The 22,704-nt window shown below is 37.9% G+C and carries 23 protein-coding genes, 1 tRNA gene and 1 riboswitch; of the genes, 5 read left to right on the plus strand and 19 right to left on the minus strand.

The genetic code is table 11. From position 1 onward, the window contains the following. Positions 1-35: 35 nt before the first annotated feature. Positions 36-1,772: an arginine--tRNA ligase gene (gene argS / locus ACMUMK_RS10040; protein WP_414700985.1), complete on the minus strand. Its 1,737-nt coding sequence runs from the start codon at positions 1,770-1,772 to the stop codon at positions 36-38. A 27-nt stretch (positions 1,773-1,799) separates the two neighbouring features. Then, positions 1,800-3,377: a peptide chain release factor 3 gene (gene prfC / locus ACMUMK_RS10045; RefSeq protein WP_414700986.1), complete on the minus strand. Its 1,578-nt coding sequence runs from the start codon at positions 3,375-3,377 to the stop codon at positions 1,800-1,802. A 235-nt stretch (positions 3,378-3,612) separates the two neighbouring features. Between prfC and ACMUMK_RS10050 the strand changes: the two genes are divergently transcribed. The 4 genes from ACMUMK_RS10050 (at position 3,613) to ACMUMK_RS10065 (ending at position 5,911) form a co-directional block, all read left to right on the plus strand. Further along, the gene (locus ACMUMK_RS10050) at positions 3,613-3,879 is read left to right on the plus strand and encodes a helix-turn-helix domain-containing protein (protein WP_414700987.1); all 267 of its coding nucleotides are present in this window, start codon (positions 3,613-3,615) and stop codon (positions 3,877-3,879) included. A 20-nt stretch (positions 3,880-3,899) separates the two neighbouring features. After that, the gene (locus ACMUMK_RS10055; protein WP_414700988.1) at positions 3,900-4,610 is read left to right on the plus strand and encodes a hypothetical protein; all 711 of its coding nucleotides are present in this window, start codon (positions 3,900-3,902) and stop codon (positions 4,608-4,610) included. An 89-nt stretch (positions 4,611-4,699) separates the two neighbouring features. Then, a complete protein-coding gene (locus ACMUMK_RS10060) occupies positions 4,700-5,422 on the plus strand; it encodes a hypothetical protein (RefSeq protein ID WP_414700989.1) in 723 nt (240 codons plus the stop codon). Positions 5,423-5,656: 234 nt separating this feature from the next. Further along, entirely contained in the window at positions 5,657-5,911 is a 255-nt protein-coding gene (locus tag ACMUMK_RS10065; RefSeq protein ID WP_414700990.1) for an XRE family transcriptional regulator, read from the plus strand. A gap of 29 nt (positions 5,912-5,940) precedes the next feature. Here the strand turns inward: ACMUMK_RS10065 and rimI are convergent, their stop codons facing one another. The 9 genes from rimI to ACMUMK_RS10110 all read right to left on the minus strand — a co-directional run bounded on the left by rimI (position 5,941) and on the right by ACMUMK_RS10110 (position 12,532). Then, the gene (gene rimI, locus ACMUMK_RS10070; RefSeq protein ID WP_414700991.1) at positions 5,941-6,387 is read right to left on the minus strand and encodes a ribosomal protein S18-alanine N-acetyltransferase; all 447 of its coding nucleotides are present in this window, start codon (positions 6,385-6,387) and stop codon (positions 5,941-5,943) included. Between the two features lie 27 nt (positions 6,388-6,414). Continuing rightward, positions 6,415-6,930 carry a DNA polymerase III subunit psi gene (locus ACMUMK_RS10075; RefSeq protein WP_414700992.1) on the minus strand — a complete coding sequence of 172 codons (516 nt, stop codon included), beginning with the start codon at positions 6,928-6,930 and terminating at the stop codon, positions 6,415-6,417. Positions 6,931-6,986: 56 nt separating this feature from the next. After that, positions 6,987-7,063: transfer RNA gene (locus tag ACMUMK_RS10080), tRNA-Trp, on the minus strand. 113 nt (positions 7,064-7,176) lie between these two features. After that, positions 7,177-7,971 (minus strand): phosphotransferase, encoded by a 795-nt coding sequence (locus tag ACMUMK_RS10085; RefSeq protein WP_414700993.1) that lies wholly within the window; start codon positions 7,969-7,971, stop codon positions 7,177-7,179. Next, positions 7,968-8,573 (minus strand): nicotinamide riboside transporter PnuC, encoded by a 606-nt coding sequence (pnuC, locus tag ACMUMK_RS10090; protein ID WP_414701403.1) that lies wholly within the window; start codon positions 8,571-8,573, stop codon positions 7,968-7,970. Before pnuC ends, ACMUMK_RS10085 begins: the two co-directional genes overlap by 4 nt. After that, positions 8,573-8,830, minus strand: a complete 258-nt coding sequence (locus ACMUMK_RS10095; protein ID WP_414700994.1) for a hypothetical protein — start codon at positions 8,828-8,830, stop codon at positions 8,573-8,575. The genes pnuC and ACMUMK_RS10095 overlap by 1 nt, the downstream gene beginning before the upstream one ends. 55 nt (positions 8,831-8,885) lie before the next feature. Continuing rightward, entirely contained in the window at positions 8,886-10,973 is a 2,088-nt protein-coding gene (locus tag ACMUMK_RS10100; RefSeq protein ID WP_414700995.1) for a TonB-dependent receptor, read from the minus strand. A gap of 59 nt (positions 10,974-11,032) precedes the next feature. Further along, a riboswitch (TPP riboswitch) is annotated at positions 11,033-11,137 on the minus strand. 98 nt (positions 11,138-11,235) lie between these two features. Continuing rightward, positions 11,236-12,087: a hypothetical protein gene (locus ACMUMK_RS10105; RefSeq protein WP_414700996.1), complete on the minus strand. Its 852-nt coding sequence runs from the start codon at positions 12,085-12,087 to the stop codon at positions 11,236-11,238. Between the two features lie 67 nt (positions 12,088-12,154). After that, positions 12,155-12,532 carry an acyl-CoA thioesterase gene (locus tag ACMUMK_RS10110; protein ID WP_414700997.1) on the minus strand — a complete coding sequence of 126 codons (378 nt, stop codon included), beginning with the start codon at positions 12,530-12,532 and terminating at the stop codon, positions 12,155-12,157. Positions 12,533-12,595: 63 nt separating this feature from the next. On the opposite strand from ACMUMK_RS10110, the gene ACMUMK_RS10115 reads away from it, so the two are divergent. Beyond that, entirely contained in the window at positions 12,596-14,695 is a 2,100-nt protein-coding gene (locus ACMUMK_RS10115; RefSeq protein ID WP_414700998.1) for a tRNA(Met) cytidine acetyltransferase TmcA, read from the plus strand. Between the two features lie 51 nt (positions 14,696-14,746). On the opposite strand, the gene ACMUMK_RS10120 is transcribed toward ACMUMK_RS10115, so the two are convergent. The 8 genes from ACMUMK_RS10120 to ACMUMK_RS10155 form a co-directional block, all read right to left on the minus strand. Then, entirely contained in the window at positions 14,747-16,021 is a 1,275-nt protein-coding gene (locus ACMUMK_RS10120; protein WP_414700999.1) for a tetratricopeptide repeat protein, read from the minus strand. Continuing rightward, a complete protein-coding gene (locus ACMUMK_RS10125; protein WP_414701000.1) occupies positions 16,021-16,632 on the minus strand; it encodes an energy transducer TonB in 612 nt (203 codons plus the stop codon). The genes ACMUMK_RS10120 and ACMUMK_RS10125 overlap by 1 nt, the downstream gene beginning before the upstream one ends. 1 nt (position 16,633) lies before the next feature. Next, positions 16,634-17,035: an ExbD/TolR family protein gene (locus tag ACMUMK_RS10130; protein WP_414701001.1), complete on the minus strand. Its 402-nt coding sequence runs from the start codon at positions 17,033-17,035 to the stop codon at positions 16,634-16,636. Positions 17,036-17,047: 12 nt separating this feature from the next. Further along, positions 17,048-17,572 carry a MotA/TolQ/ExbB proton channel family protein gene (locus ACMUMK_RS10135; RefSeq protein ID WP_414701002.1) on the minus strand — a complete coding sequence of 175 codons (525 nt, stop codon included), beginning with the start codon at positions 17,570-17,572 and terminating at the stop codon, positions 17,048-17,050. A 1-nt stretch (position 17,573) separates the two neighbouring features. Continuing rightward, positions 17,574-18,926, minus strand: coding sequence for a MotA/TolQ/ExbB proton channel family protein (locus tag ACMUMK_RS10140; protein WP_414701003.1), 1,353 nt, complete (start codon positions 18,924-18,926; stop codon positions 17,574-17,576). Positions 18,927-18,931: 5 nt separating this feature from the next. Then, entirely contained in the window at positions 18,932-19,696 is a 765-nt protein-coding gene (locus tag ACMUMK_RS10145) for a DUF3450 domain-containing protein (RefSeq protein ID WP_414701004.1), read from the minus strand. A 442-nt stretch (positions 19,697-20,138) separates the two neighbouring features. Next, positions 20,139-21,971 (minus strand): tetratricopeptide repeat-containing sulfotransferase family protein, encoded by a 1,833-nt coding sequence (locus ACMUMK_RS10150; protein ID WP_414701005.1) that lies wholly within the window; start codon positions 21,969-21,971, stop codon positions 20,139-20,141. Between the two features lie 29 nt (positions 21,972-22,000). Continuing rightward, a complete protein-coding gene (locus ACMUMK_RS10155) occupies positions 22,001-22,699 on the minus strand; it encodes a 2OG-Fe(II) oxygenase (protein WP_414701006.1) in 699 nt (232 codons plus the stop codon). Between the last annotated feature and the right edge of the window lie 5 nt (positions 22,700-22,704).

Here is a 22,704-nt window from a genome sequence, read left to right on the forward strand (position 1 = left end):
TTTTTATAGATGAAACTAAGCTCCTACGATTAAGCCTACATTTTTTCCATGGTTTCGATGCCTAGCAAGTCTAAAGCCGATTGCAGTGTTTTTGCAGTCAGTTGGGCTAACATCAAGCGACTATTTTTGGTGCCTTCTTCGATTCCATCTTTAAGAATTGGACAAGCTTCATAAAAACTCATGAACAAGCTAGCAAGCTCATAAATATAAGTACATAACACATGAGGTGTCGCTTCCGCAGATACCTGCTTAATAGCTTCAACATATTGCATTAATTTTACAGCTAGTAATTGCTCTTGATTTTCAGTTAAAACAATATCGGCCTGCAAGTTAACATCGTCAACATGGGCTTTTCTAAAGATACTTTGTACACGGGTGTAAGCATACTGTAAGTAAGGTGCAGTGTTACCTTCGAAACTGAGCATTGAGTCCCAATTAAAGATATAATCTGTTGTGCGATTTTTACTTAAATCTGCATACTTAACAGCGCCTATACCTACTTTATCAGCAATAACTTTACGTTCTTCAGAGCTCAAGTCTGACTCACGTTTGTTGATCAACACTTCTGCACGTTCGATAGCTTCGGTTAACAATTCAGCTAATTTTACAGTACCACCAGTACGAGTTTTAAATGGCTTACCGTCATTGCCTAACATCATACCAAAAGGGCAATGTTCGTAACTTTGCTCGGGTTTTATAAAGCCGGCTTTACGGGCGACTATTTCTGTCTGCTTAAAATGTAAAGCTTGACGAGCATCGGTAAAGATAAGAGTACGATCAGCGTTCAGCTTACCATTGCGGTATCGAATAGCCGCTAAATCAGTGGTGGCATATAAATAACCTCCTCCAGATTTTTGCACAATATAAACAGCAGGATTACCTTCCTTGTCCGCCATTTCTTCTAAAAATGCGACTTGTGCACCTTGATCTTCAACTACAATACCTTTTGATTTAAGCGCCTCTACCGTTGTAGCTAGGTCATCGTTATAGGCACTTTCGCCCATGACATCAGCTCTGGTTAAGGTTACATTTAATTTGTCATAAACTTCTTCACTGTGGGCAATAGATACATCGATAAAGTTTTGCCACAGTTGCATACATTGAGGGTCTCCACCTTGTAGCTTTACAACATAGTCTCGCGCCCTATCTGCGAACCCCTCTTCGTTATCAAAGCGAACCTTAGCTTCACGATAAAAATCTTCTAAGTCAGACAATGCGGTTTCAGCCACTTCATTAGCCGCTAATTTATCATTCAAATGGGCAAGCAACATTCCAAATTGTGTTCCCCAGTCCCCCATATGGTTTTGACGAATAACGTTATGTCCCAAAAACTCTAGAGTTTTAGCGACCGCATCACCAATAATAGTGCTTCGTAGGTGGCCCACATGCATTTCTTTTGCAAGGTTTGGCGCTGAATAGTCTACGACTATGTTTTGTTGCTCTTCTGTTTCGATACCAAGGCGTGGGTTTGCATTTGCCCCCTGTAACTGCTTGGCTATCCACTGGGGCTTGAAGTGAATATTTATAAAACCTGGACCTGCGACTTCAAGCTTTTCAACCTCGTTATCTAAATCGACGGCTTCAACAATTTTCTGTGCAATTTCTCGTGGGTTCTGCTTTAAAACCTTAGAAAGCCCCATGGCACCATTAAATTGATAATGACCAAAACCTGCACGAGTACTTCTACTCAAAGGCGCAGGGGTGCCATCTGGAGCACCAATTGTGCTAAGTGCAGTTTTAAATTTTTCTAATAAAAAGGTATGTAAATTCATTTAAATTTTGTCTCAAAAATTCGAGGCCTAGTGCTCTCTCGTCGTATGGAATTCAATTTCAGGATATCTTTCTTGTGCCAATGACAAATTAACTCTAGTTGGCGCAATATAAGTTAAATTGTCACCGCCATCTAACGCTAAATTAGACTCAGCTTTACGCCTAAACTCATCCAAGGTTCTTGCATCTGGTGCTGTAACCCATTGCGCAGTATAGACATTGACGTGTTCATACATGGCATCGACATTGTATTCACCCTTCAAACGCGCAACCACAACATCAAACTGCAATACCCCTACAGCACCAACAATTAAATCATTGTTCTGCAAAGGTCTGAAAACTTGAACTGCACCTTCTTCAGATAATTGTATGAGCCCTTTTTGCAGTTGCTTTTGCTTGAGTGGATCTCTCAAACGAATGCGCTTAAATAACTCTGGTGCGAAATTCGGGATCCCAGCAAAACGGAATTTTTCACCCGCGGTAAAGGTATCGCCGATTTGAATTGAACCATGGTTATGCAAACCAATAATGTCACCTGCATAGGCCTCTTCTAATAATTCCCTATCACCGGCTAAAAAGGTTAAAGCATCTGAGATACGTACATCTTTACCAATTCGGCTATGATGCATTTTCATGCCCTTTTCATATTTTCCTGAGACAATCCTACAAAAAGCAATTCTGTCTCGATGTTTTGGGTCCATATTAGCTTGGATTTTAAAAACAAAACCACTGAATTTTTGCTCGCTAGACTCTACTTTACGCTCATTGGTTTCACGACCTTGTGGCAAAGGTGCCCATTCAACTAAACCGTCTAACATATGGTCTACACCAAAGTTCCCCATTGCGGTTCCAAAAAACACTGGGGTGAGCTCACCGGCTAAAAACTCTTCATGGTTAAACTCATGTGAGGCTCCTTGCACAAGCTCTAACATCTCTCTTAATTCTTCTGCATAACTACCGATTGCTTCGTCTAGCTCTGGATTGTCCAAGCCTTTGACAATACGCACATCCTGAATGGTATGGCCCATCCCCGTTTGATACAAAATAGTTTCGTCTCGTAACAAATGATAAACGCCTTTAAACTCTTTCCCCATACCAATTGGCCAAGTAATAGGAGCACATTTAATATTAAGTACATTTTCAACTTCATCTAGTAAATCGATTGGGTCACGGGTATCCCTATCTAATTTATTCATAAAAGTAATGATAGGCGTGTCTCGCAGGCGAGTAACATCCATTAATTTAATTGTTCGAGCTTCTACACCTTTAGCCGCATCGATAACCATTAAGCATGAGTCTACCGCGGTTAGTGTGCGGTAGGTATCTTCTGAGAAGTCTTCATGCCCTGGGGTATCCAATAAATTAACCAAATGATCTTGATATGGAAACTGCATAACCGAGGTTGTAACTGATATCCCCCGCTCTTTCTCCATTTCCATCCAGTCAGATTTGGCATGCTGGCCTGATTTTTTACCTTTTACAGTTCCTGCTTTTTGTAAGGCATTTCCAAACAAAAGGACTTTTTCAGTAATAGTGGTTTTACCGGCATCTGGGTGAGAGATAATCGCGAATGTACGACGTTTATCAACTTCTTGTTGAAAGGACATGAAAATACTCTTTACTAAACAATTGACTAATGATTTTGGCCGCGCATTGTATATGACTTAAGGATAAAAGTCCTGATTCAAGAGTAACTTTCATTACTTCTGAAAACAATTACACCTAACTAGCCAAATAAAGTGACGAATTTGTTATAACTTTTTAATTTACTCGGGCGCTAGAATATCTTATAGTCTTTCCGGTAAGTTTTTTGCCAAGTGGTTAATTAGGAAGTTTAACAATATGTCCCGTAGAAAGATGTTTAGCGGTGCTCAATTAAAATCTTTGCGAAAAGAGGCTGGTTTTACTCAAGAAGAACTCGCAAACCGAATTGGCATAAGCAGAGAAACTGTTTCGGCTATAGAGAATGAGAAGCCTGAAACTATGGAAAGCATAGGCATGAGTGTTATAAGTAAATGGTGGTCTACTTGCCGCCAAACAGCTTCTGAACAAACCAGAGAATCATTTTTTTCTACCGTTATGGACTATTTCGGCTTTAATTTAAGCTAAGCATACCTTACCCTAGGCCAATGTTAATTCGCGCCTACCTCCCAACAATAATGACAGCGCTCTTCGGAGGGCTTTTTGTGGCGTTTGGGATATTATCTTTTGGCAATGCCTACATTTTTGATCGTGTATTTTTAGCGGTATTAGTATTTACCGCACTTTTATGCAAAGATAATATAAACATAGTTTCAGTTGTTGTTATTTTGTTTATTCAGGCAATAATCGGTGAAACCTTATGGCTTTTCTGGGATGACACTTTAACTTTTAAATTTATCTTCTATATATTTTCCTTAGCTGTTTTATACTTCTGCCGCCACGATAAGATTACACGCGTAATTTTAGCAGTTACCATTTTGATGATTATCACCAATATTTTTTGGTATATTACTTCTTATAACCCACCGAATACAACCTGGTATATGTGGTTGACCATATCCAGCTTAGGCGTTCGCTTCTTAATATTTTCTAGAGTTAGTTTTGTAGAGCATTATTTTCCCAAACGAAGTGAGTCTATTAATTTAGACTGGGCAATTTATAGATTGAGCGCTTTTTTCATTTTCATTCAGGTAGCAATGATATTGGAATACTGGGTTAGGCATGTCTTTAGTTATTCCGACGCTATATTAATGTATACAATCTATCCCTATCTAACGCAAACCATCGCTACCTTGATTATTTGGGTTGTTTTTCATGAAAGTTACAAACTCTTACTCCCCAAAATTATGAAGGTATAGTTTACCTCTCTACATATATATAAAAAACAGAGATAATCCTTGAGTGGGAACTAGCCCACCTTTTAAATATAAATGATCAAGGATTAACAATGAAAAATTTTAAATTACTATTTTTACTTTTAACTGGATTAACACTTCCTACTCAAGCTCACATTATTGACAAGTACTCCACAAAAAATAAAATTGATAGCGAGCAAGGATTACAAATGTTAGCTATGACCAGCTCCAAGCGCACACCACCTGCTCAACAGTTAGCTATGACAAGCTCTAAGCGCACTCCACCTGTTCAACAATTAGCTATGACAAGCTCAAAGCGCACACCACCTGCTCAACAATTAGCTATGACAAGCTCCAAGCGTACTCCGCCTGCTCAACAGTTAGCTATGACAAGCTCAAAGCGTACACCACCTGTTCAACAATTAGCTATGACAAGCTCAAAGCGTACTCCGCCTGCTCAACAATTAGCTATGACAAGCTCTAAGCGTACTCCGCCTGTTCAACAATTAGCTATGACCAACTCTAAGCGTACCCCACCTGCTCAACAATTAGCTATGACTAACTCTAAGCGTACTCCACCCGTTCAACAGTTAGCTATGACAAGCTCTAAACGTACACCACCTGTTCAACAGTTAGCTATGACAAGCTCTAAGCGTACTCCGCCTGCTCAACAATTAGCTATGACCAACTCTAAGCGTACTCCACCTGCTCAACAATTAGCTATGACCAACTCTAAGCGTACTCCACCTGCTCAACAATTAGCTATGACCAACTCTAAGCGTACTCCGCCAAGCACAACTTACGCCTTAAGTTAAATTTATATTACTGCGATGAAGTATTCTATTAAATATCTCTTACACTCAAAACTCAGAGCGTAAGAGATGTAGTATTTAGCTAAGTAAACTTCTGGCTAAAAAAGTGAAATTATTTCACCTTGTGGAACCAAATCCACATTTTTATTTATAAACTAGTTTCCGACAAAGAAAGTAGAGTGTAATAACTTCAAAAATAACTCTGCTGTAGTTTCATAAAAATTGGAGAAATAGATTATGTATATAAGTGGTGCAGATTTAAGAGCAATGCGTCAAGACGCTGGTTTAACAACTGTAAAAATGGCTGAGCTTGCGAAAGTTAAGACTCGTAAAACATACGAAAACTGGGAAAAGAATATTGGCGCTCCTAGCATGAATCAGTTCATTGCTATGTGTGTGGGTTGTAATTACAACTCTTCAAAATTTGTCAAAATGGCAATTGAAGGTGAAGGGCAAGCAGAAAGCTTAAATGTAACTGCGGCTCGAAAGTAAAACCTAAAAGAGGAGGAGCAATCCTCCTTTTAACCTATATATAATCCCATAATTAACGCATCTTCTTTACCTGAAGCGGTTGGGTAATAGTTTTTACGTTGTTCTATCAAAACAAAACCTTGTTGCTCATATAGATAAATGGCAGCTTTATTCGACTCTCTCACTTCTAACCATAATTGAACCGCATTCTTACTACTACATGCTTTTATAAAATGTTCTAAAAGTCTTTTACCATATCCTTTTCCTTGAAATTTACGATCAACTACAATATCCATCAGAGTCACTTCATCTAACACTGGCATTGCTATGTAATACCCCATTACTTGCTCATCAATTAGTAGGCAATTTGCAAAATATGGCGGAGTTATACAGTCATCAAATATTCTCTTAGACCATGGGCTAAACTGGCCCTGTACGTGTAAATCGAAACATGTTTGATTTAAATCAGAAGTGACTGCGCTAAATTCTAAGTCCATAGAGTCGTCGATGGTAAGTTTACTAGGTTACAGTGAGTTAACTTTAGCTTCTTTGAGTAAGTCCCAAAGTTGCTTTTTTAGGGTGGCGGATGTACTTAACCCCTTTAAACTTGTGGTATATAATTTTTTATTTTTGTAGCTCAAACTATCCCCCACTCCCCAAAAGATTGGATACTCTTCGTACCTCTGCTCTTGGCCATTATCTACATGAATAACAGAGGTATCCGCTAACTCTAATGCCAGCAAAACATCTTGAAATATTGGAGTAGATAGATCGTCCTTTGTAAAAGTAGTTAATATTGAATCTGTTTTCTTTAGAGGAGCGTTTTGTTTTTTAAGCTGCTGTAATTTGGTCAATGCACTTTCTTTAACGCTAGATGTGTTGTACGCAACTGATTCTGGCTGTTTTAGCTCTTTCATTTGCGCCTCAGAAGGGCTAGCTTCAACTTTTTCCTGGGATAATAAACCCCAATTGGAAATCCCCATTTCAGTTAAAATGGCGCTTTGATATGTGCTAATTGATGAATGGCTAGTGCGTGTCATATTAAAACAATATCATGAATTGAAAGTTGATTGTCGATACATTGACAAAAGAAAGTTGGCAGGAGTGGAGGGATTCGAACCCCCAACCATCGGTTTTGGAGACCGCTGTTCTACCAATTGGAACTACACTCCTGCTGAGGGCCTGAATTATACTGACGTAAAGTAAAAGGTAAAGTAATTTTGGTTATCCCTTTAGCATCCACAAGTCAACTGCACACTTAACAACCAATAAGTGCTTATTTTAAGCTAATCGATTGTTTTTGCAGCTGCAAACCAAAGGCGATTCGTAAACTCAACCAGAGGTAGCATCCCTTTAATTTTTTGCCAAACATCTTCCCCATGCTTTCCCATTAGCTCACTATAAACAGCACACAAATGTACAGCCTCTTTATGGCCTATTTGATTGATCACGACGCATGAAGCCAAATCAAAATAAGGATTGGATAACGCACTGTATTCCCAATCAAATACCTTGGGCGTTTGACTAGCGGTAACGTGAGATAGCGCCAAATCGTTGTGACAAAATACCACTTCCTCAGAGCATGCGTAGCGCCATATGTCAGTGTATTCTTGCAATAAGATTAAGTCTGCTGGCTCTACCCTAGGTTCCAGTATACTAATGTAATGTGCCCACTGTGCTGGTAAGTCTAGAGGATAGGCATGAGTCACTTTCACCTTATGAATTCTGACCAAAGCTTTTGCTAATTGCTCGATAATGACAGTCTTAGATAACTTAGCCTTATTTAAGGTTTTATCTTCTACCCATTGGTCAACTTGAAACAGATGTCGGCCTGATAAATAAACAGGCTCTATGGCCAAATGGTTAGCAAATAGTTCTTCTTGAAGAAGAAATAGGGCTTGCCTATCTAACTTAGCAATTGAATCTGATTCAAATGTTTTTAGAAAATAACAGGTACTGCCACTTTGAAGGCGGTAACTACTATTAAGCGCACCGCCATCCATAGGCGTTATAATAAAATTTGGCTGAAGAAATACTAAACTTGATAATTCTTCTTTTATGGTGCGTAAGAAGGAGTTCATGTCGCAGCTATATTGTCGCTATTAATAGCGCTATCCCCTCGCCATTTAAGGTAACCGTAAACAGCAAACCCCACATAAAACAGATATAAAACCCCAGTCAAAGACATACCTTTAGAAAAGTATAGATACACACCAAATATATTAATGACTATCCAGTACAACCAATTTTCTCTCACTTTATGGGTAACTAAAAAAGTCGTAAATACACTAAAAACAGTAATAAACGCATCTAAATATAAGTAACTAGAATCAAATATCGAGCTAGCATAATAACTAAGTCCAATCGCAGCTAATGATAAACCGCTGATGAACAACAAATGATAAAATATAGGCAAGGTTTTAACAGTAATCGATTGCTCTTTGCTTCCTGTCCATTTGAGCCAACCGTATACCGCCATCAACATAAAATAAATATTCAAAAGGGTGTGAAACGGCAAAGACACGCTCCAAAACAACCATGTATATAGTGCGGTGCTAACTAAAGCACAAGGCCAGCACCAAACATTTTGTAATGCAGCAAGCCAAACATAGGCTAGAGCTAAGATAACAGCAACCCCTTCTAAGAAAGACGTCGCTGTAAGCTGTGCGATGAAACTATCAATCACACTTTTGAGCTCATTTTGTCACCGTTAAGAAACTTACACACAAAAATGGCCTGGCCTATTTCTTTATGGCTCCGTTGCATTTCTTCAGCTAACAGTTGCATTGTGGGTAAATAGTCTCCACTCACAATAGTACTAGTGGCACTGGTGCTCACTTTGATGTTTTCATAGCTATTTAACCTGTCAATAAAATCCTTTATTGGCTCTAAATATTGCTCGTTTAAAGGATACATAGATAACTCTGCAACTAACTTCATCGTAACTCCAAAGTAAAGAGCCGAACTCAGACTGAGTTCAGCCATTAAAAATCAACTAATACTGATATCTAACATTGATACCTACACGGCGCGGTTCACCGAATTGCTCGTATACATGTGGAGCATATTCATCTCTCGGGTCATTTCCGAAGGCGAAGCCTCGATTAGCATATAGCTCATCAAATAAATTTCGGGCATATAAACTAACCATCCAATGCTCGTATTGATAATCTAGACTTGTATGGGTAAGAAAAACGCTGTCAGACTTATTATCGTGACTAAAAGAGTAATAAAAATCATCTTTAGCATCGAATTCAATTAACCAATTAATACTCTCTGTTATTTCCCAGTTTACGCCAGCATTAACGTGATAGGTGGGAGCATGAGCTTGTTCTCGGCCATCGATATTAGAACCATCTTGGCGGGTGATATTACTAATCTCAGTTTTTAAGTATCCAATATTAGCAAAAGCACTTAGGTCATCAGAAAAAATATAATTGATAATTGCTTCAACCCCGTAATTTTTACCATCTGTAGAGTTCTCATAAAAATCAACGAATGATTGCTCGTTAACAATAGAGTTTTTATATTGAACGTCATCTCGTTTTTGGTAAAAAGTACTGAAGTCAACAGTTAGAGTACCCTCTTGGTTGGTACCTTTGATTCCAAACTCAATACCAATAAGAGACTCTGCATCAAAAATAGCGTTATCTAAAATAGTCTGTCTAAAATCAGCGACGTCTTCATCGTCCACCTTACTTAAAGACTGTCCATTGACCCCACCCATTTTATAGCTACGTAATAAGCTGAGGTATAACATGCTATTGTCGCCAACATTTTGGTGATAGCTGATTTCTGCTCCCCAATCAGAGTGATCGATTGATTCATCTGTAGAATAAGAATCGCTATAGTCTAGGGTTTGTGATGCAAGGCGTAGGCTACTCGTTATCCACTGAGAGTCAGATATAAGATATTTATATTGACCAAACAAAGCTAAATCAAGACGGTCGACCTGACTCTCAAAAGGATTTTCCAACCAAGTATATTCACGAGTTAAATCTTCTGACCTATCAGAAAAATAACCACCAACCACCCAAGTGTTACCTTCGCTGTTTTTACTACTTAGTTTTACTTCTAAATTGCTGTCGTTACGGTCTCTCAAATAGTGATCGGTAGAAGAGTATTCCCAACCTGGAGCTATACCAACATAACTCCAATCTTCATCATAACCATAACCTAAATCGGCTTGCATCAGACTTGCTTGAACTTTCAAGTCGGCAAAATCTAATCCTTTATAGTCAACAAGTAGACCTAGAGCTTCACTTTTTTGAGTATCGAAACCAGGCTCGTCTGACAAGGTAGTTCGGTCTCTATTAAGTGAAAAAGCATCATAGCCATTGTCAACATCAATTAAATGCACAACTGTCTTTATGTTTAGTTCCTTATTAACTTCCCAGTTTAGCTTTCCCCTTACCGTTAATTCATCAATGTTATTTGTATCTTCTCTGTCTAACCAAATGTTATCAATGAAGCCATCGCTGGTATTTTGGTGAACGGAAAGACGATAATTAACTGAGTCACTAACCGCACCACCTACAGCGGCTCCAAGGTTCCAACTTCCATAATTGGCGACACCAAACTGTGTGTCAAAACTGGTTTCGTCATTGGCATCATTACTGATAACATTAATCATTCCCGCTAGGCCATCAGCGCCAAAGCGAGCACTATTAGGGCCCTTAAATATTTCTACTTGGGCAATATCAAAAGTACTTGCACCTGCTAGTAACCCTGAATAATTAATTCCGTCGACTAAGTAACCTACTGAAGGGTTTACAGGATCCGTAAACTGACTACGCTCACCTATTCCTCGAATTTGTACAAACCGCCCTCTGCTTGCGCCACTGGCAAAATTAACATTGGCAGCTCGATTTAGAATATCTTCAAGATGTTGTGCTTGACGGGCTGTAATGGCTGCTTCATCCAGTATAGAAATACTAGTAGCCATCTTAGATAAAGGTGTACTTACTAAGGCACCTTGAACTGTTATAACTTCTACGTTTTCTTCAACGGTTTGAGCCGATACAAGAGTGTTAACTAAAAAATAGCTAACTAAGGTCGCTAAGGGCTTTTTACTAAACTTCATTTAGGAGGATCTCTTCAGAATTGATTGAAAAGATCCGGCTTTACGGCACGTAAATGGGAATAATTATGTCTTACCATTCCTACGCCGGTATTATCCGGATCAGGTGTAAGGGTCATGAGTTTGCACTCAAATCTCAGCCGTATTTGGCCCCCCTTGGTGTAAAGCAACAAGTTCTAAACTCGTTGCTATGAGAGCACATAGTGTAACAGTGCCATGCTGATTAGCAATAAAAGTTAAGATATGTGAAAGAGCAAAAAGATATTTAGTAAGTTACTTTTACTTTAACTAATTTGTTCTTGGAGAAAAACGAGTTTTCCTGTGTAAACCAAACTTCATCGTTACTAGTTATACAAACACCTTCCACTTGTCCATATCCTTCTAAGTTAAAGTACTTAACAAGATTTAAATTTTCATCCAATATGGTCATAAAAGGCGAAAAAAATCCCAGCCCCCAAACCTTATATCCAACTAAAACAAACTGTTTACGCTTGGTATCATAATCCCCTCCAGTAATGACACCTGGTAAACCATTCACTTCAAAAGCAGGTTTTATAACTTGCTCATCAGTAGTTTTGTCTAACTTATAGATAAATAGCGTTCCAGTATCCCAACTTTTCGAAAATAAATATAAGTTACTACCATGGTTAACCATGGCTTCAGCATCAAAATCATGGGCTAAATATTTATTATCATTGGTTATGTTATTCGAATAACTAAACTCGACCGTCTCTATAACTTGCGCCTCACCAGTTCTAGTTACTTTTTGGATCTTTAATTTTTTTCTATTGCCTCTGTTATTACCGATATCTCCTATATACAAGTAATTTTCGTCACCGGTTATTGCTTCCCAATCTTTATTTTTAATATCTAGGGAGCGGCTGCTAACTATGATTCCTTTATTATCTATTTCATATATAACAGCCTGGTTTCCCGAGTCGTTTAGCGTAAAGGCTGTGTCATTACTGGAGCAAAATAGCGCAGATGACTCTTTTAATTCAGCTGGCAGGTCATACTCTTCGATAAGAGTATAATTCTCATCTTGTGCTGCACTTACTTCATTTAAAACTAATAGAAAAACTAGCGACGTTAACAATATTTTATAAACCAGTTTCAAGTATTCATCCATTTAATATATGTAGTTAAAATCAACAAGCAGCGTAACCTGATTTACGGTTAAAGTATTAACTTTCTAACAAACTATCTGTCTTTCCATGGGGTTTAGGCAACCTAGTTTCAGCGTCTAAACTTACAAATACTATATCATCAGCCATACATATGGTCTTTTTAGTAATTTTATTTCTCACTAGGCATGTAATAGTGATAGACGTTCTCCCCACTCTCTTAGTTTCAAGTCCAAACTCTACAACATCTCCTTGCATTGCAGGCGACTCAAAACTAATTTCTCCAATATGTTTAGTTACTAGAACGTTAGTTTCCAATTGGCAAATTGCATAAATAGCCGCTTCTTCATCAATCCATTCTAACGCCCTCCCCCCAAACAAAGAGTTTGCATAATTTAGATCATTGGGCATGACCAACCTTCTAGATAAAAAGCGCATTCGTATTCCTCATTTATTTTGCTTACACTATCTCAATTACGATAGAGAAAGAATCCTAATTAAGTGAACTCACCTAGTCAATTAAGTATTTGGTTTAAAAGCCGAAATAACAAACCTTGCCATAGACAATTATTAGTAATTAGCGGTGATAGAGACTGGGTAAACGAGTGTGTAGACTCCTTAACTGAATTAGTTGACGAAAACTCATTATTCGTAGGGAAAAAGCAATCTAACGCCGACACCATTAATATCAAAGACTATCAAAGTAAATTAGGGCAAGAGTACAACCATTTAATCCTAGACTGTTTTGAAGGCTTCAGAGCAAACGCTGCAATAGCCTTAAGTGGTACGATTAAAGCAAATGGGGTAATGATCCTATTATGTCCGCAGTTTTCAGACTGGATAACATATCCTGATCCTGAAAATGCTAACCGTATTTCTTTCGGTTATAACCGCTTAGATTTACAAAATAACTTCTACAACTATTTGTCTTCTAGTTTTGTAAATAGCCAAGACGTAGCTATTTTAACTGAAGAGTCATTTCAATCTCCTATTTGTTATTTAGGCGATACAATTACTGAAAATAGATACGCAGAACAAGAAGAAGCCATACAACTTATATGTAAACATGCACTTGGAAGAGCCCATAGGCCACTTCTTGTAACTGCTGACCGAGGGCGAGGCAAGTCATCAGCACTTGGCATAGCTGCCGCTAGCATGATGATCGATAAAAACTTAATTATATGGGTAACAGCTCCTTTAAAAACGAATACTATACAAATATTCAACCATGCCCAAAAGCGACTTCCCAACGGTCATCAATCCAATAACTACTCCCTAAATATCAATAATAGTTCCCTTAGCTTCAAAGCTATAGATGAAGTGCTGTCGAAGAGCGAGCTACCGGATGTGCTATTTTTAGATGAAGCCGCTGCCATACCAATACCTATTTTAATCAAGCTATTAGAAAAATTTCCGAGAATTATTTTTAGTACAACAAGCCATGGCTATGAAGGGAGCGGCCGAGGTTTCGAAGTAAAATTTATCAATATTATTAAAAAGCTAAAACCAAACTATAAAAGAATACATTTAAATCAACCAATTAGATGGTACGCATCAGATACACTAGAGAATTTTTGGTTTAATACCATGTTTTATAATTATAAAAGAAATGGTATCTCCCATAGCAACAGCAAAGAAAATTTTACTTTTAGAAAAATAAGCCAAGCTGAACTTTTAGAAGATCATAATTTACTGGAGGAAGTTTTCAGCCTACTTCTTGAGGCTCATTACCAAACAAGCCCGGATGACTTACAAAGGCTTTTAGACGCTCAAGAACAACATTGTTTTGCTTTAATGGACAACGACCATGTTATAGGGGTTGTTCAAATTATCGAAGAAGGGGGCGAATGCCTAACTGACATGAAAGAAGCCATAGCAGAATGCAGTAGGCGCTTCAAAGGTCACTTAGTATGCCAACAACTGGCCTCTACGTATTATCTGCCTGAACTATGTCTATTAAGACACTGGCGAATTAGTCGAATAGCTATAACCCCTAAATTACAAAGACAAGGCTTAGGAGAAGCTTTGATAAAACATATCGAGCAACAAGCTAGCTTCGATAATATAAATCTATTAAGCGCTGCTTTTGGGGCAAACACGGATATAATTAAGTTTTGGAGTAAAAGTAAATTTAGCCCTGTTCAAATATCCCACAAAGCAGAGGTATCAAGTGGCGAACAAAGTTGTATTTGCATAAAGGCAATCAACACTACACCAAAAGGCTTAATTGATAGATTAGAGAAGGAATTTTCTGAAAACTTTAGATTTAATCTAAGCAAAGTACTGCAAAATATATCGACTGATATTGCACTGATGCTACTCAAGCAATCGAACCATGAACTAGAAACTTATAATCACGACAAGGTACTTCAATTTATAAATGGAACAAGGCCTCTCGCAAGCTGTTATAAAGATATTTATTTAGCTGTGTCTTCTAATATAGGCAATTGTAACATTCCCAAAAGGCACTCTCTTTTTCTAACTGCTTTTATCATGCAAAATAAATCACATGAAAAGATAAAGTCTGAGTTTACATTAACGGGGAAAAAACAAATTGAATCGCTCCTTAGAGCTTGTATGAAAGACTTAATACTAAATTAAGATTTGCGAAGATATTGATGATATAAAAAAAGCTCCCGAAGGAGCTTTTTTTTAAAGTGTTATACCACGGTTTTTAGCTTTTTCTTTGATATAAGGTTCCCAACTTCTCGCACTACGAGCTGTTGCCTTATCCTTCTTAGCTTCTAACACATGTTTGTAAGCAGTTTTGAAGTTACCTTTATAAAAATTGGCTTCCATCATAGTTAAATGAATACGGCCAACTTTATCAGAGCCACCATCTAAGGCCTTCTGTAAAGCAACTAACGAATCATTATACTGCTCAGCAATATAAAGCATAACGCCTTGTTTTTGATACATATCAGGATCAGAAGTAAGAATAGCTGTCTGTTCATAATAATCAGCAGCTTCTTTGAACTCCTTAGCTTGTTGATAAGAAGTAGCAATACTAGTTAAAGTTTTCGCATCCTTTTCAACAAGTCCTGAATCAATATGCTTCTCAAGAACTTTAGCAGCCTTGATAGGAATATCATTCATCGTATACAACTGGCTTAAAGCTTTAATTTCAGCGGCCTTAGTCAAGTAACCCTGACCATAAGCAACCTCAAATGTAGATAAAGCTTTCTTATTGTCTTCCACTAATAAATAAAAGAATCCTAGTTGCGTCCACTGAGCCTTATCGTCAGAAAAAAGTCTAACAATATCTTCTTGAACAGCTATGGTTTCTTTATACATTTTGCGGTTGTAATAAGAAGTCATTTTGAGCGCGTAAGCTGTTTTATTTGGCTTATCTGACAAGCTAATAGCTTTGTTGATAGGCTCTATAATTTCAGCAAACTTACCAGTTTGATAATATGCGTTTGAAATTCTGAAATAAACATCAAAATCTTCTTTACAGGTTGTATCCAACCAACGGGTATACCACTTAATTGCATCTCCATATTCTTCTTCTTGAAGACTTAAATCTGCAATCAACTTGATAGTACCAACTTGCTCAGAGTCATTTAACTTATTAACAGATACAGCCTTTTGTAAATACTCTATAGATTTCTTACCTTGACCACTTTGAGTGGCAAGTAAGTTACCTATAAACCTATCTGTAAAAGCTCTATCAAACTCATCCGACGTTTCAATTTCGTATAAAACTTCTAAAGCTTCTGGTACTTGATCATTGTTATAAAACTCAAGCGCTTGACCTACCTTTTTACCCACTTTTTGACTAGGGATATTGGTAGGTCCACGTTTATAATCAGGACAAGCTATCGGACCAACTGGTTTTGCTTTATCTTGAGCATATACTATGCTCGGAGAAGCCGCAGCCACAGTTAACGCTGAAACCGCACACAAATGTTTTAAATATTTCTTCATTATGATTGATCCAACTTAAAGTCTAATTGCACAGTTAAGCCAAACTGTTTCATTGGTTTTCCATCTTCGATCTTAGGCTTATATTTCCACTTACTTAATGCCCTACGTGCTTCTCTATCAAAAACACGTTTAGGGTCAGCTTCAATAACCTTAACATCTTCAACACCACCAACTTCGTTGATTGTGAAAGAAAGTTTTACCCAACCTTCTTTACCATCACGAGCAGCTTGAACTGGGTATTTTGGTTCAATACGAACGATTGGTGTAGCTTCACCGTCACGCATTGCACCTACCCCACCGATATTTACAGAAGCACCACCTACATCAACACTCGGCATACTAAACCCAAGTCCATCAGTACTAACATCAGCTACATCTGGTTCTACAGGCTCAATTTTAGGAGGCTGTTTGGGTGGAGGCGGTGGCGGTGGCGGAACACGCTGTCTCAATTGAGTAGCATCATCCGGCGCAGCCATCACTATGTCAATAATTGGAGAATCAGTCTGCTTTTGAGGCGGCATAGATGTATTTGATATTAATTTAGCCATCAATACAAAAAGCCCGAACGCAATTGCGGCCCCTACTAATATAGAAACTATTAATCGACCCATATTAACTTCCCGCCGTTGCTATTGAGATTCGATCAATACCAGCTGACTTAATTTGATCCATTACATCAACAACTACGCCATGTTCGGCTTCTTTGTCTGCTTGAATTATAATTACATCAGAAGGTTGTTCAGCCATCAAACGCTCTAGGTTTGCTCTAACGCTATCAATATCTACTTCACGCTTATCTATCCATACTTTTTCATCGGCGGTTACCGCGATAAAAATATTGGCATTTTTAGGCATGACAGATTGAGTACCGTTTGGCTTATTCACATCAATACCCGCTTCTTTTACAAAGACGGTAGTTACGATGAAGAAAATCAGCATGATAAACACAATGTCAAGCATTGGTGTCATATCAATCTCTGCATCTTCGTCTTCTACTCTAATTTTTCGACCCATAAGATCCTCTCTTTAATGATGGGGCAGGCTGTCTATCAGCTTAGCTCTGGCAATTTTTACTTTGGCCTCTAAACGAGAGCTAAAGAAAACACCAGACAACGCTGCTACCATTCCAGCCATAGTTGGAATAGTCGCCATAGAAATACCTCCGGCCATTAGACGAGGGTTACTTGTCCCCTGAGTCGCCATAGTCTCAAATACACCGATCATGCCAGTAACTGTACCTAGAAGGCCAATCAAAGGACACATAGCAACAAGTATTTTGATCAACATCATTCTTGCGCTTAAACCATCGGATGCTTGTGAAATCCATGTGTCACGGATTCTATGCGCATACCATGAGGTAGTATCAGCTCGTGCATCCCAATTAGAGATAATTTCATCTCTAATTTTTGGATACACGGAACCTAAATACCAATAACGCTCTATCATTAAAACCCACATAAGAAAGAGTGTTAAAGCGACAACGTAAAGAACGTCACCGCCGGCAGCGATAAAGTCCCTGACAGACTCCCATAGTTCTATCAGGTATAACATCTTAAGCTTTCTCCGACTCTGCGTGTGCAGCAACTATGCCTGCAGCTTGCTCATCAAGTATGTGCGTAATAGATTTACTACGTCCAGCCACAATGCTGTGCGTTAGTAACAGAGGTAGTGCAGCGATAATACCTTGAGCAGTAGTTACCAATGCCATTGAAATACTACCAGCCATCAGTTTAGGGTCACCTGTACCGAACAAAGTAATTTGTTGGAAGGTCAAAATCATACCTAATACTGTACCAAGTAGACCTAATAACGGAGCAATAGCCGCGAAGATCTTGATAACATTGATGCCGCTATCAATTTTTGGTAGTTCACGCATGATTGCTTCATCTAGTTTTAATTCAAGAGTTTCAACATCTTGTGATTTGTTATCTTGATAAACTTGAAGGATTCTTCCTAGAGGGTTACCACTAGAAGGAGTACCTACATTTTTGATTTGAGAGCGGATTTTTCCACCAATAATGGTTAGTGTTACGATTTTATACAAACCAATTAGCAAGCCAATAGCTAGCATGATTGTAATAACATAACCTACATAACCACCTGCATGGTAACGTTCCATCATTGTTGCTTTTTCTTTCAACAATCCAAGAATTGCACCACTAGATGGGTCAGCATAGAAAGGAACTAATCCTGAAGATGCATTTAGCAAATCTAAAGCTGACCTCACTAAGTGACTATCAGGCTGACGTCCTAATGGTTGAACCATTTCATTTTGGTCGTCATATACTAAATAGCCTTGAGCGCCAACTAAGTTAAAGGTACCAACACGTAAAACTTCTTGTTGCTCTGAACCACCATCTAAGCTAACTACTTCTGTAGTAAATTTAGATACTTGGCCTGACTCAGTCATTTCAGTTTGTAGTGCGAACCAAAGGTCTTCTAACTCTTTAATATTAGGTAGGCCTTTAGACTCTTCAGACATACGCTTCAAGAAAGCACCACGTCCTGGGAATTCAGCACTAACAATAGAAGTAGAGATTTGACCGTAAGCTTCGGCAGACGCTTGACGAACAACACCAAACATTTCACCTAGCGTACCAGTAGCTTGAACAAGTTCAGCTTCTTTTTCAGCTAATGCGACTTCATTATCTGAGAATTGCTTAGCTAAAGCATCACCACGGGCTTTTTCGGCCTTAAGGTCTGCCTGTGCTTTTCTCACTAGAGCTTGCTTATCAGCTCGCTCAGATTGAAATTCAGCTTCTCTTTCTTTATTAATTTGAGCTTCAGATACTCTATTTTTCTTAACTTCTTCTAACAACTCTTCAAGGGTACTAGCTGCTTGTGCTGATGTTGCTAAAAGAGAAATAGATGCAGCAGCAAATATAGATTTAAATACAGTTTTCATCAATATTACTCCGCTGCTTTAATTGGTAGTTCAAGAAGATCAGGTGGTACTAATGCATTAGCCATACGAACAGCGTATACAACTGAGCTAACGTATGAATCATCAAGTACTTCCCAAGCTCGGGCATCGTTATCCCATATCCAAGCTGTTTTTTGATCAAGAGATAGAGCCATTAATGCAGTTCTACCTAAGTTAAAGAAATCAACAGTAACTTCAGTTCCTTGATAATCAAAAGTACCTTGGTAAGAACGAATCGCTTTACCGTAAGTATTTTCGATTTGGTAGGCCTCTATTACCTGTCTAAATTGTTCAGATGTAGTAACGTTTGAGTTAGCCATTACATCACGTAAACGCTCTACTCGTGCTTTACGCTCTTCTAGATTGATTGGAACATCTAGGTCAATAAATTTCTCTAGACTGTCAATCATTCTAAACATCAAAGGTACAATTCCGCGTTTAACGCCTTCGATACCATCAATTTGAGTTTGAAGAGAATCGATTCCACGTTGTTGATCCGCAACCAAGGTCGCAACGTAATCGTTATACACTTTTAAGTTTTCTGTTTCGTCTACTATCCCACGATATTCAACAAATAACTCCTGAGACTGCTCGTACAGGTTGTTGATTTTCTCTTGGGATTTCGCTGCAGCCGTATGAATTTTTGCTTCTTCTTTATGAAGATCATTTAACGGGTCTGCAGAGACAACAGCGCTGCTACCGAGTGCGAAAGCACCAACGACGGCAGAAGCAATAAGGTTTCTCTTGCTCATTTTGGACATAATTCCCAACCAATTTTCTTTTTTTGAATCCTTTTCACACTTGAAATTTGTGGATAAGGGGCTTTTAAGCTCTGTTATTTAAGGGGCTTAGATCTTTATAAGACTAAAGACTAAGACGTTTGAATATTCACATGGTTACTGGCAAATTGTCAAGGATGGAATAACGTAAAGAGATAATTTGTTTGAGCTTAAAGTCTATGCGCTCAGAAACTAATCAGCCCTATAATATTTATCCCTAGTCGACAAATTAGATTGAGCGACAAAGAAATCATTAATTAAAAAGACAGGCCTAAATTCTGATTTCACTCCTTGCTCTAACAGTTAGATTTTAAGTTAATAATTTGTGGGCTAGGCACACTTAACTTAAACCTTTTATTTACTAAGGTAAGAAAATAAACCAAGAAATTAAAATATCTAACTTATCATCAGGAACTTAGCTAAAATTGGAAGGAAAATAAGGTTTGTAGTTTAGCCACTTTTCTAATCCTTTTGAATTAATCGGCTCCCTTACTTGATTTTCACTGAAAGTGAAACTTGGTTTATTAGACAGGTAAAAGTCTAAAAATTTAGGGTCCCAGTTTAGACCACACCATTCAAATAAATCAGACAATGTTTTATGTGTTTTTTCTACAATGTCTTCATACCTTATATCTACAATATTTTTCGGATAACTCTTCCCCCAATAATCCATCAACTCGTAACTTTGCTGATAAAAAGCCGCTATATCAGGCAAGGTCGTCGAATAGTTGTGTATATCCGAAAAAGGTTGAGTGAAAACAGACCAGCAGACAGCCTCCTTTTTACGCCTCAATTGAATTATTTTAGCATTTGGAAATGCAGCAATGATAAAAGGAGCAAACCTGAAATTGTGTGGCATCTTATCGATACTAATTATATTTTTGTTACCAATAGCATTGATATACGAGTGACGAAAATGTGAAATTTCTGCTCCATTTAGTTCGGGTGGTTGCTTATTTGAAATTTGTTGGATTAATTTATTATTAATCAAATTCCCCCAAACAGCACACTCCCCCATTGGGATTACTCTAGGGTGCTGTGCTAAAACCTTTTCTAATAATGTACTTCCAGAACGGGGCAAGCCGACTAAGAAAATAGGCGCATACTCGTCAGTTTTACTATGTAACGTTACAGGAGAAACATTTATATTTTTTAAGAATTCAAAATATTTACGTTCTGATACATCCGAGAAACTATGTCCTATTTTTTTAAGGTGAATATTTTGTGCTCGATTCGCAATCTCATAACAATCATAGGCTAAACCATAGTTCTTTAGGCGGTCGTAGCCTTTCGCTAAGGCATATGACATCATTTTTGAATGAAAAGGGTCAGATACTTCTTTTAAAGAACTAGTTAAATCTTCAAGCATGTTTGCTAGCTTTTCATTCTCTGCAGTCTCAATCAGTGTACGCCAAACATAACCATTTACAGTGGTTTTAGTAAGCAAAAACGTAGCATGTTTGATTGCTCCCTTAGTATTACCATTGAAGTGATGTATGCGAATTTGAGCTTCAGTCCAGTTCAATAAATGATTATCGTTTGATAGCCTATCAAATATTAAACCTAACCACTTTTGAGCTTCATCTAGCTTATGAGCTAAAATACACAAATCTGCATATGCCAACCCTAAACTTGCTGTAATATCTTTGCCTGACGTAGCTTTGTCAAAAGCCGTTAACGCAGCATCATAATTGGAGAGTCTAGCTTCAACGTTAGCTAATTTTTGCCAAAAATTAGACTCATTTGGAAATCTTTCAGTAGCCGCTAAGTAGGTAATTCTTAATAATTCAAAGTCAGAATTTTGAGGAAGTGATGTAATCAACTGATTATATTCATGGCTAGTTTTCACTTGCCATTGAATGAGTAACTCTTTACACCTTTCTACCTCGTAGTGATCATACAATCTAATCAATAGTGCTTTTAGCAAATTGACAGGAACCACTCCCTTAAAATCGAGTAGCGCTTTAAGAAGTCCTTTAAAGTCTTTCGTGACTAACAGCAATTGACATAGATAACTTAATATATGAATTTCTGAAGGTTCATATTTAAGGGCTAACCTTTGGTATTTAATTGCTGAATTCCAGTCTTTACTCATGGTTTTTACACGAGCTATACCTAATAACGCATCTACGTTTTGAGGCTCTAACTCTATAACCTGAAACAGTATTTGTTCTGCCCCCTTGTTGTCATTGCTATCAAAACACCTTTTCGCCATCAACAACTGTTCATATATAGTTTTACTATTCACTTTTATAATCACTAATAATAAAGGGTAATTTAAACACCCTTACTTTTAAACCATCCTGTAATAGAATAACGATTCTGTGGAGCAAAAGGGGCAACACAGGTGACAGCATGAATATGTTTAACATCAAATAGAGTTAAGGAGTTAAAATGAGGCCTCCATGTATCCGTTGGCTCTCCAGATTGATGATAAAATTGAAGAAGTCCCCCCCAATCAGGGTGCCACTGCTCTGAAAAGCTAAATACATAGGCTAGCTTTCTACCTTCTGCAGCCAGATCGTCAGAATGTCTAGTCAAAAAGTTCCCTGGAGCAAAACGTGTTACCTGAGCATCAGCAGCAATGATATTAGTATGACCGCTTATTTCACGCACAAAATTCAACACACTTTCACTATTAAGAAGCTTTAATACGTCACTTATCAAACCAGTACTTTGCTTTGATATTTTGAAACGTCCATATAGGAAACCACTTCCTTTAGCAGCTTCTTGATGAATACTTCTTAATAACTCTCTTTGTTGACTAACGTTTAAACCGGCAAGATCCTTATCAGTAGCCTCTCGGTTAAGCCCATTTAAACTATAAGCTAGTGAATATGGTAATGTAGAAATTTCAGAGGATAAACTCTTAGCACTATCTTTTTCCCAAAACTCCTCAATACGACATTTACCATTTTGGAGAAAAGTTTCTCTAATGGATTCGGTACGCAGCACTTCCTCATTAAATTTCAGCATTTTTA

This window comes from Paraglaciecola sp. 2405UD69-4, from assembly GCF_047525415.1.
Taxonomy (GTDB): Bacteria; Pseudomonadota; Gammaproteobacteria; order Enterobacterales; family Alteromonadaceae; genus Paraglaciecola.

Coding starts and splice junctions, on each gene's coding strand:
- argS (WP_414700985.1), bottom strand. CDS start 1,772: ATGAATTTACATACCTTTTTATTAGAAAAATTTAAAACTGCACTTAGC.
- prfC (WP_414700986.1), bottom strand. CDS start 3,377: ATGTCCTTTCAACAAGAAGTTGATAAACGTCGTACATTCGCGATTATC.
- ACMUMK_RS10050 (WP_414700987.1), top strand. CDS start 3,613: ATGTCCCGTAGAAAGATGTTTAGCGGTGCTCAATTAAAATCTTTGCGA.
- ACMUMK_RS10055 (WP_414700988.1), top strand. CDS start 3,900: ATGTTAATTCGCGCCTACCTCCCAACAATAATGACAGCGCTCTTCGGA.
- ACMUMK_RS10060 (WP_414700989.1), top strand. CDS start 4,700: ATGAAAAATTTTAAATTACTATTTTTACTTTTAACTGGATTAACACTT.
- ACMUMK_RS10065 (WP_414700990.1), top strand. CDS start 5,657: ATGTATATAAGTGGTGCAGATTTAAGAGCAATGCGTCAAGACGCTGGT.
- rimI (WP_414700991.1), bottom strand. CDS start 6,387: ATGGACTTAGAATTTAGCGCAGTCACTTCTGATTTAAATCAAACATGT.
- ACMUMK_RS10075 (WP_414700992.1), bottom strand. CDS start 6,930: ATGACACGCACTAGCCATTCATCAATTAGCACATATCAAAGCGCCATT.
- ACMUMK_RS10085 (WP_414700993.1), bottom strand. CDS start 7,971: ATGAACTCCTTCTTACGCACCATAAAAGAAGAATTATCAAGTTTAGTA.
- ACMUMK_RS10095 (WP_414700994.1), bottom strand. CDS start 8,830: ATGAAGTTAGTTGCAGAGTTATCTATGTATCCTTTAAACGAGCAATAT.
- ACMUMK_RS10100 (WP_414700995.1), bottom strand. CDS start 10,973: ATGAAGTTTAGTAAAAAGCCCTTAGCGACCTTAGTTAGCTATTTTTTA.
- ACMUMK_RS10110 (WP_414700997.1), bottom strand. CDS start 12,532: ATGCGCTTTTTATCTAGAAGGTTGGTCATGCCCAATGATCTAAATTAT.
- ACMUMK_RS10120 (WP_414700999.1), bottom strand. CDS start 16,021: ATGAAGAAATATTTAAAACATTTGTGTGCGGTTTCAGCGTTAACTGTG.
- ACMUMK_RS10125 (WP_414701000.1), bottom strand. CDS start 16,632: ATGGGTCGATTAATAGTTTCTATATTAGTAGGGGCCGCAATTGCGTTC.
- ACMUMK_RS10130 (WP_414701001.1), bottom strand. CDS start 17,035: ATGGGTCGAAAAATTAGAGTAGAAGACGAAGATGCAGAGATTGATATG.
- ACMUMK_RS10135 (WP_414701002.1), bottom strand. CDS start 17,572: ATGTTATACCTGATAGAACTATGGGAGTCTGTCAGGGACTTTATCGCT.
- ACMUMK_RS10140 (WP_414701003.1), bottom strand. CDS start 18,926: ATGAAAACTGTATTTAAATCTATATTTGCTGCTGCATCTATTTCTCTT.
- ACMUMK_RS10145 (WP_414701004.1), bottom strand. CDS start 19,696: ATGAGCAAGAGAAACCTTATTGCTTCTGCCGTCGTTGGTGCTTTCGCA.
- ACMUMK_RS10155 (WP_414701006.1), bottom strand. CDS start 22,699: ATGCTGAAATTTAATGAGGAAGTGCTGCGTACCGAATCCATTAGAGAA.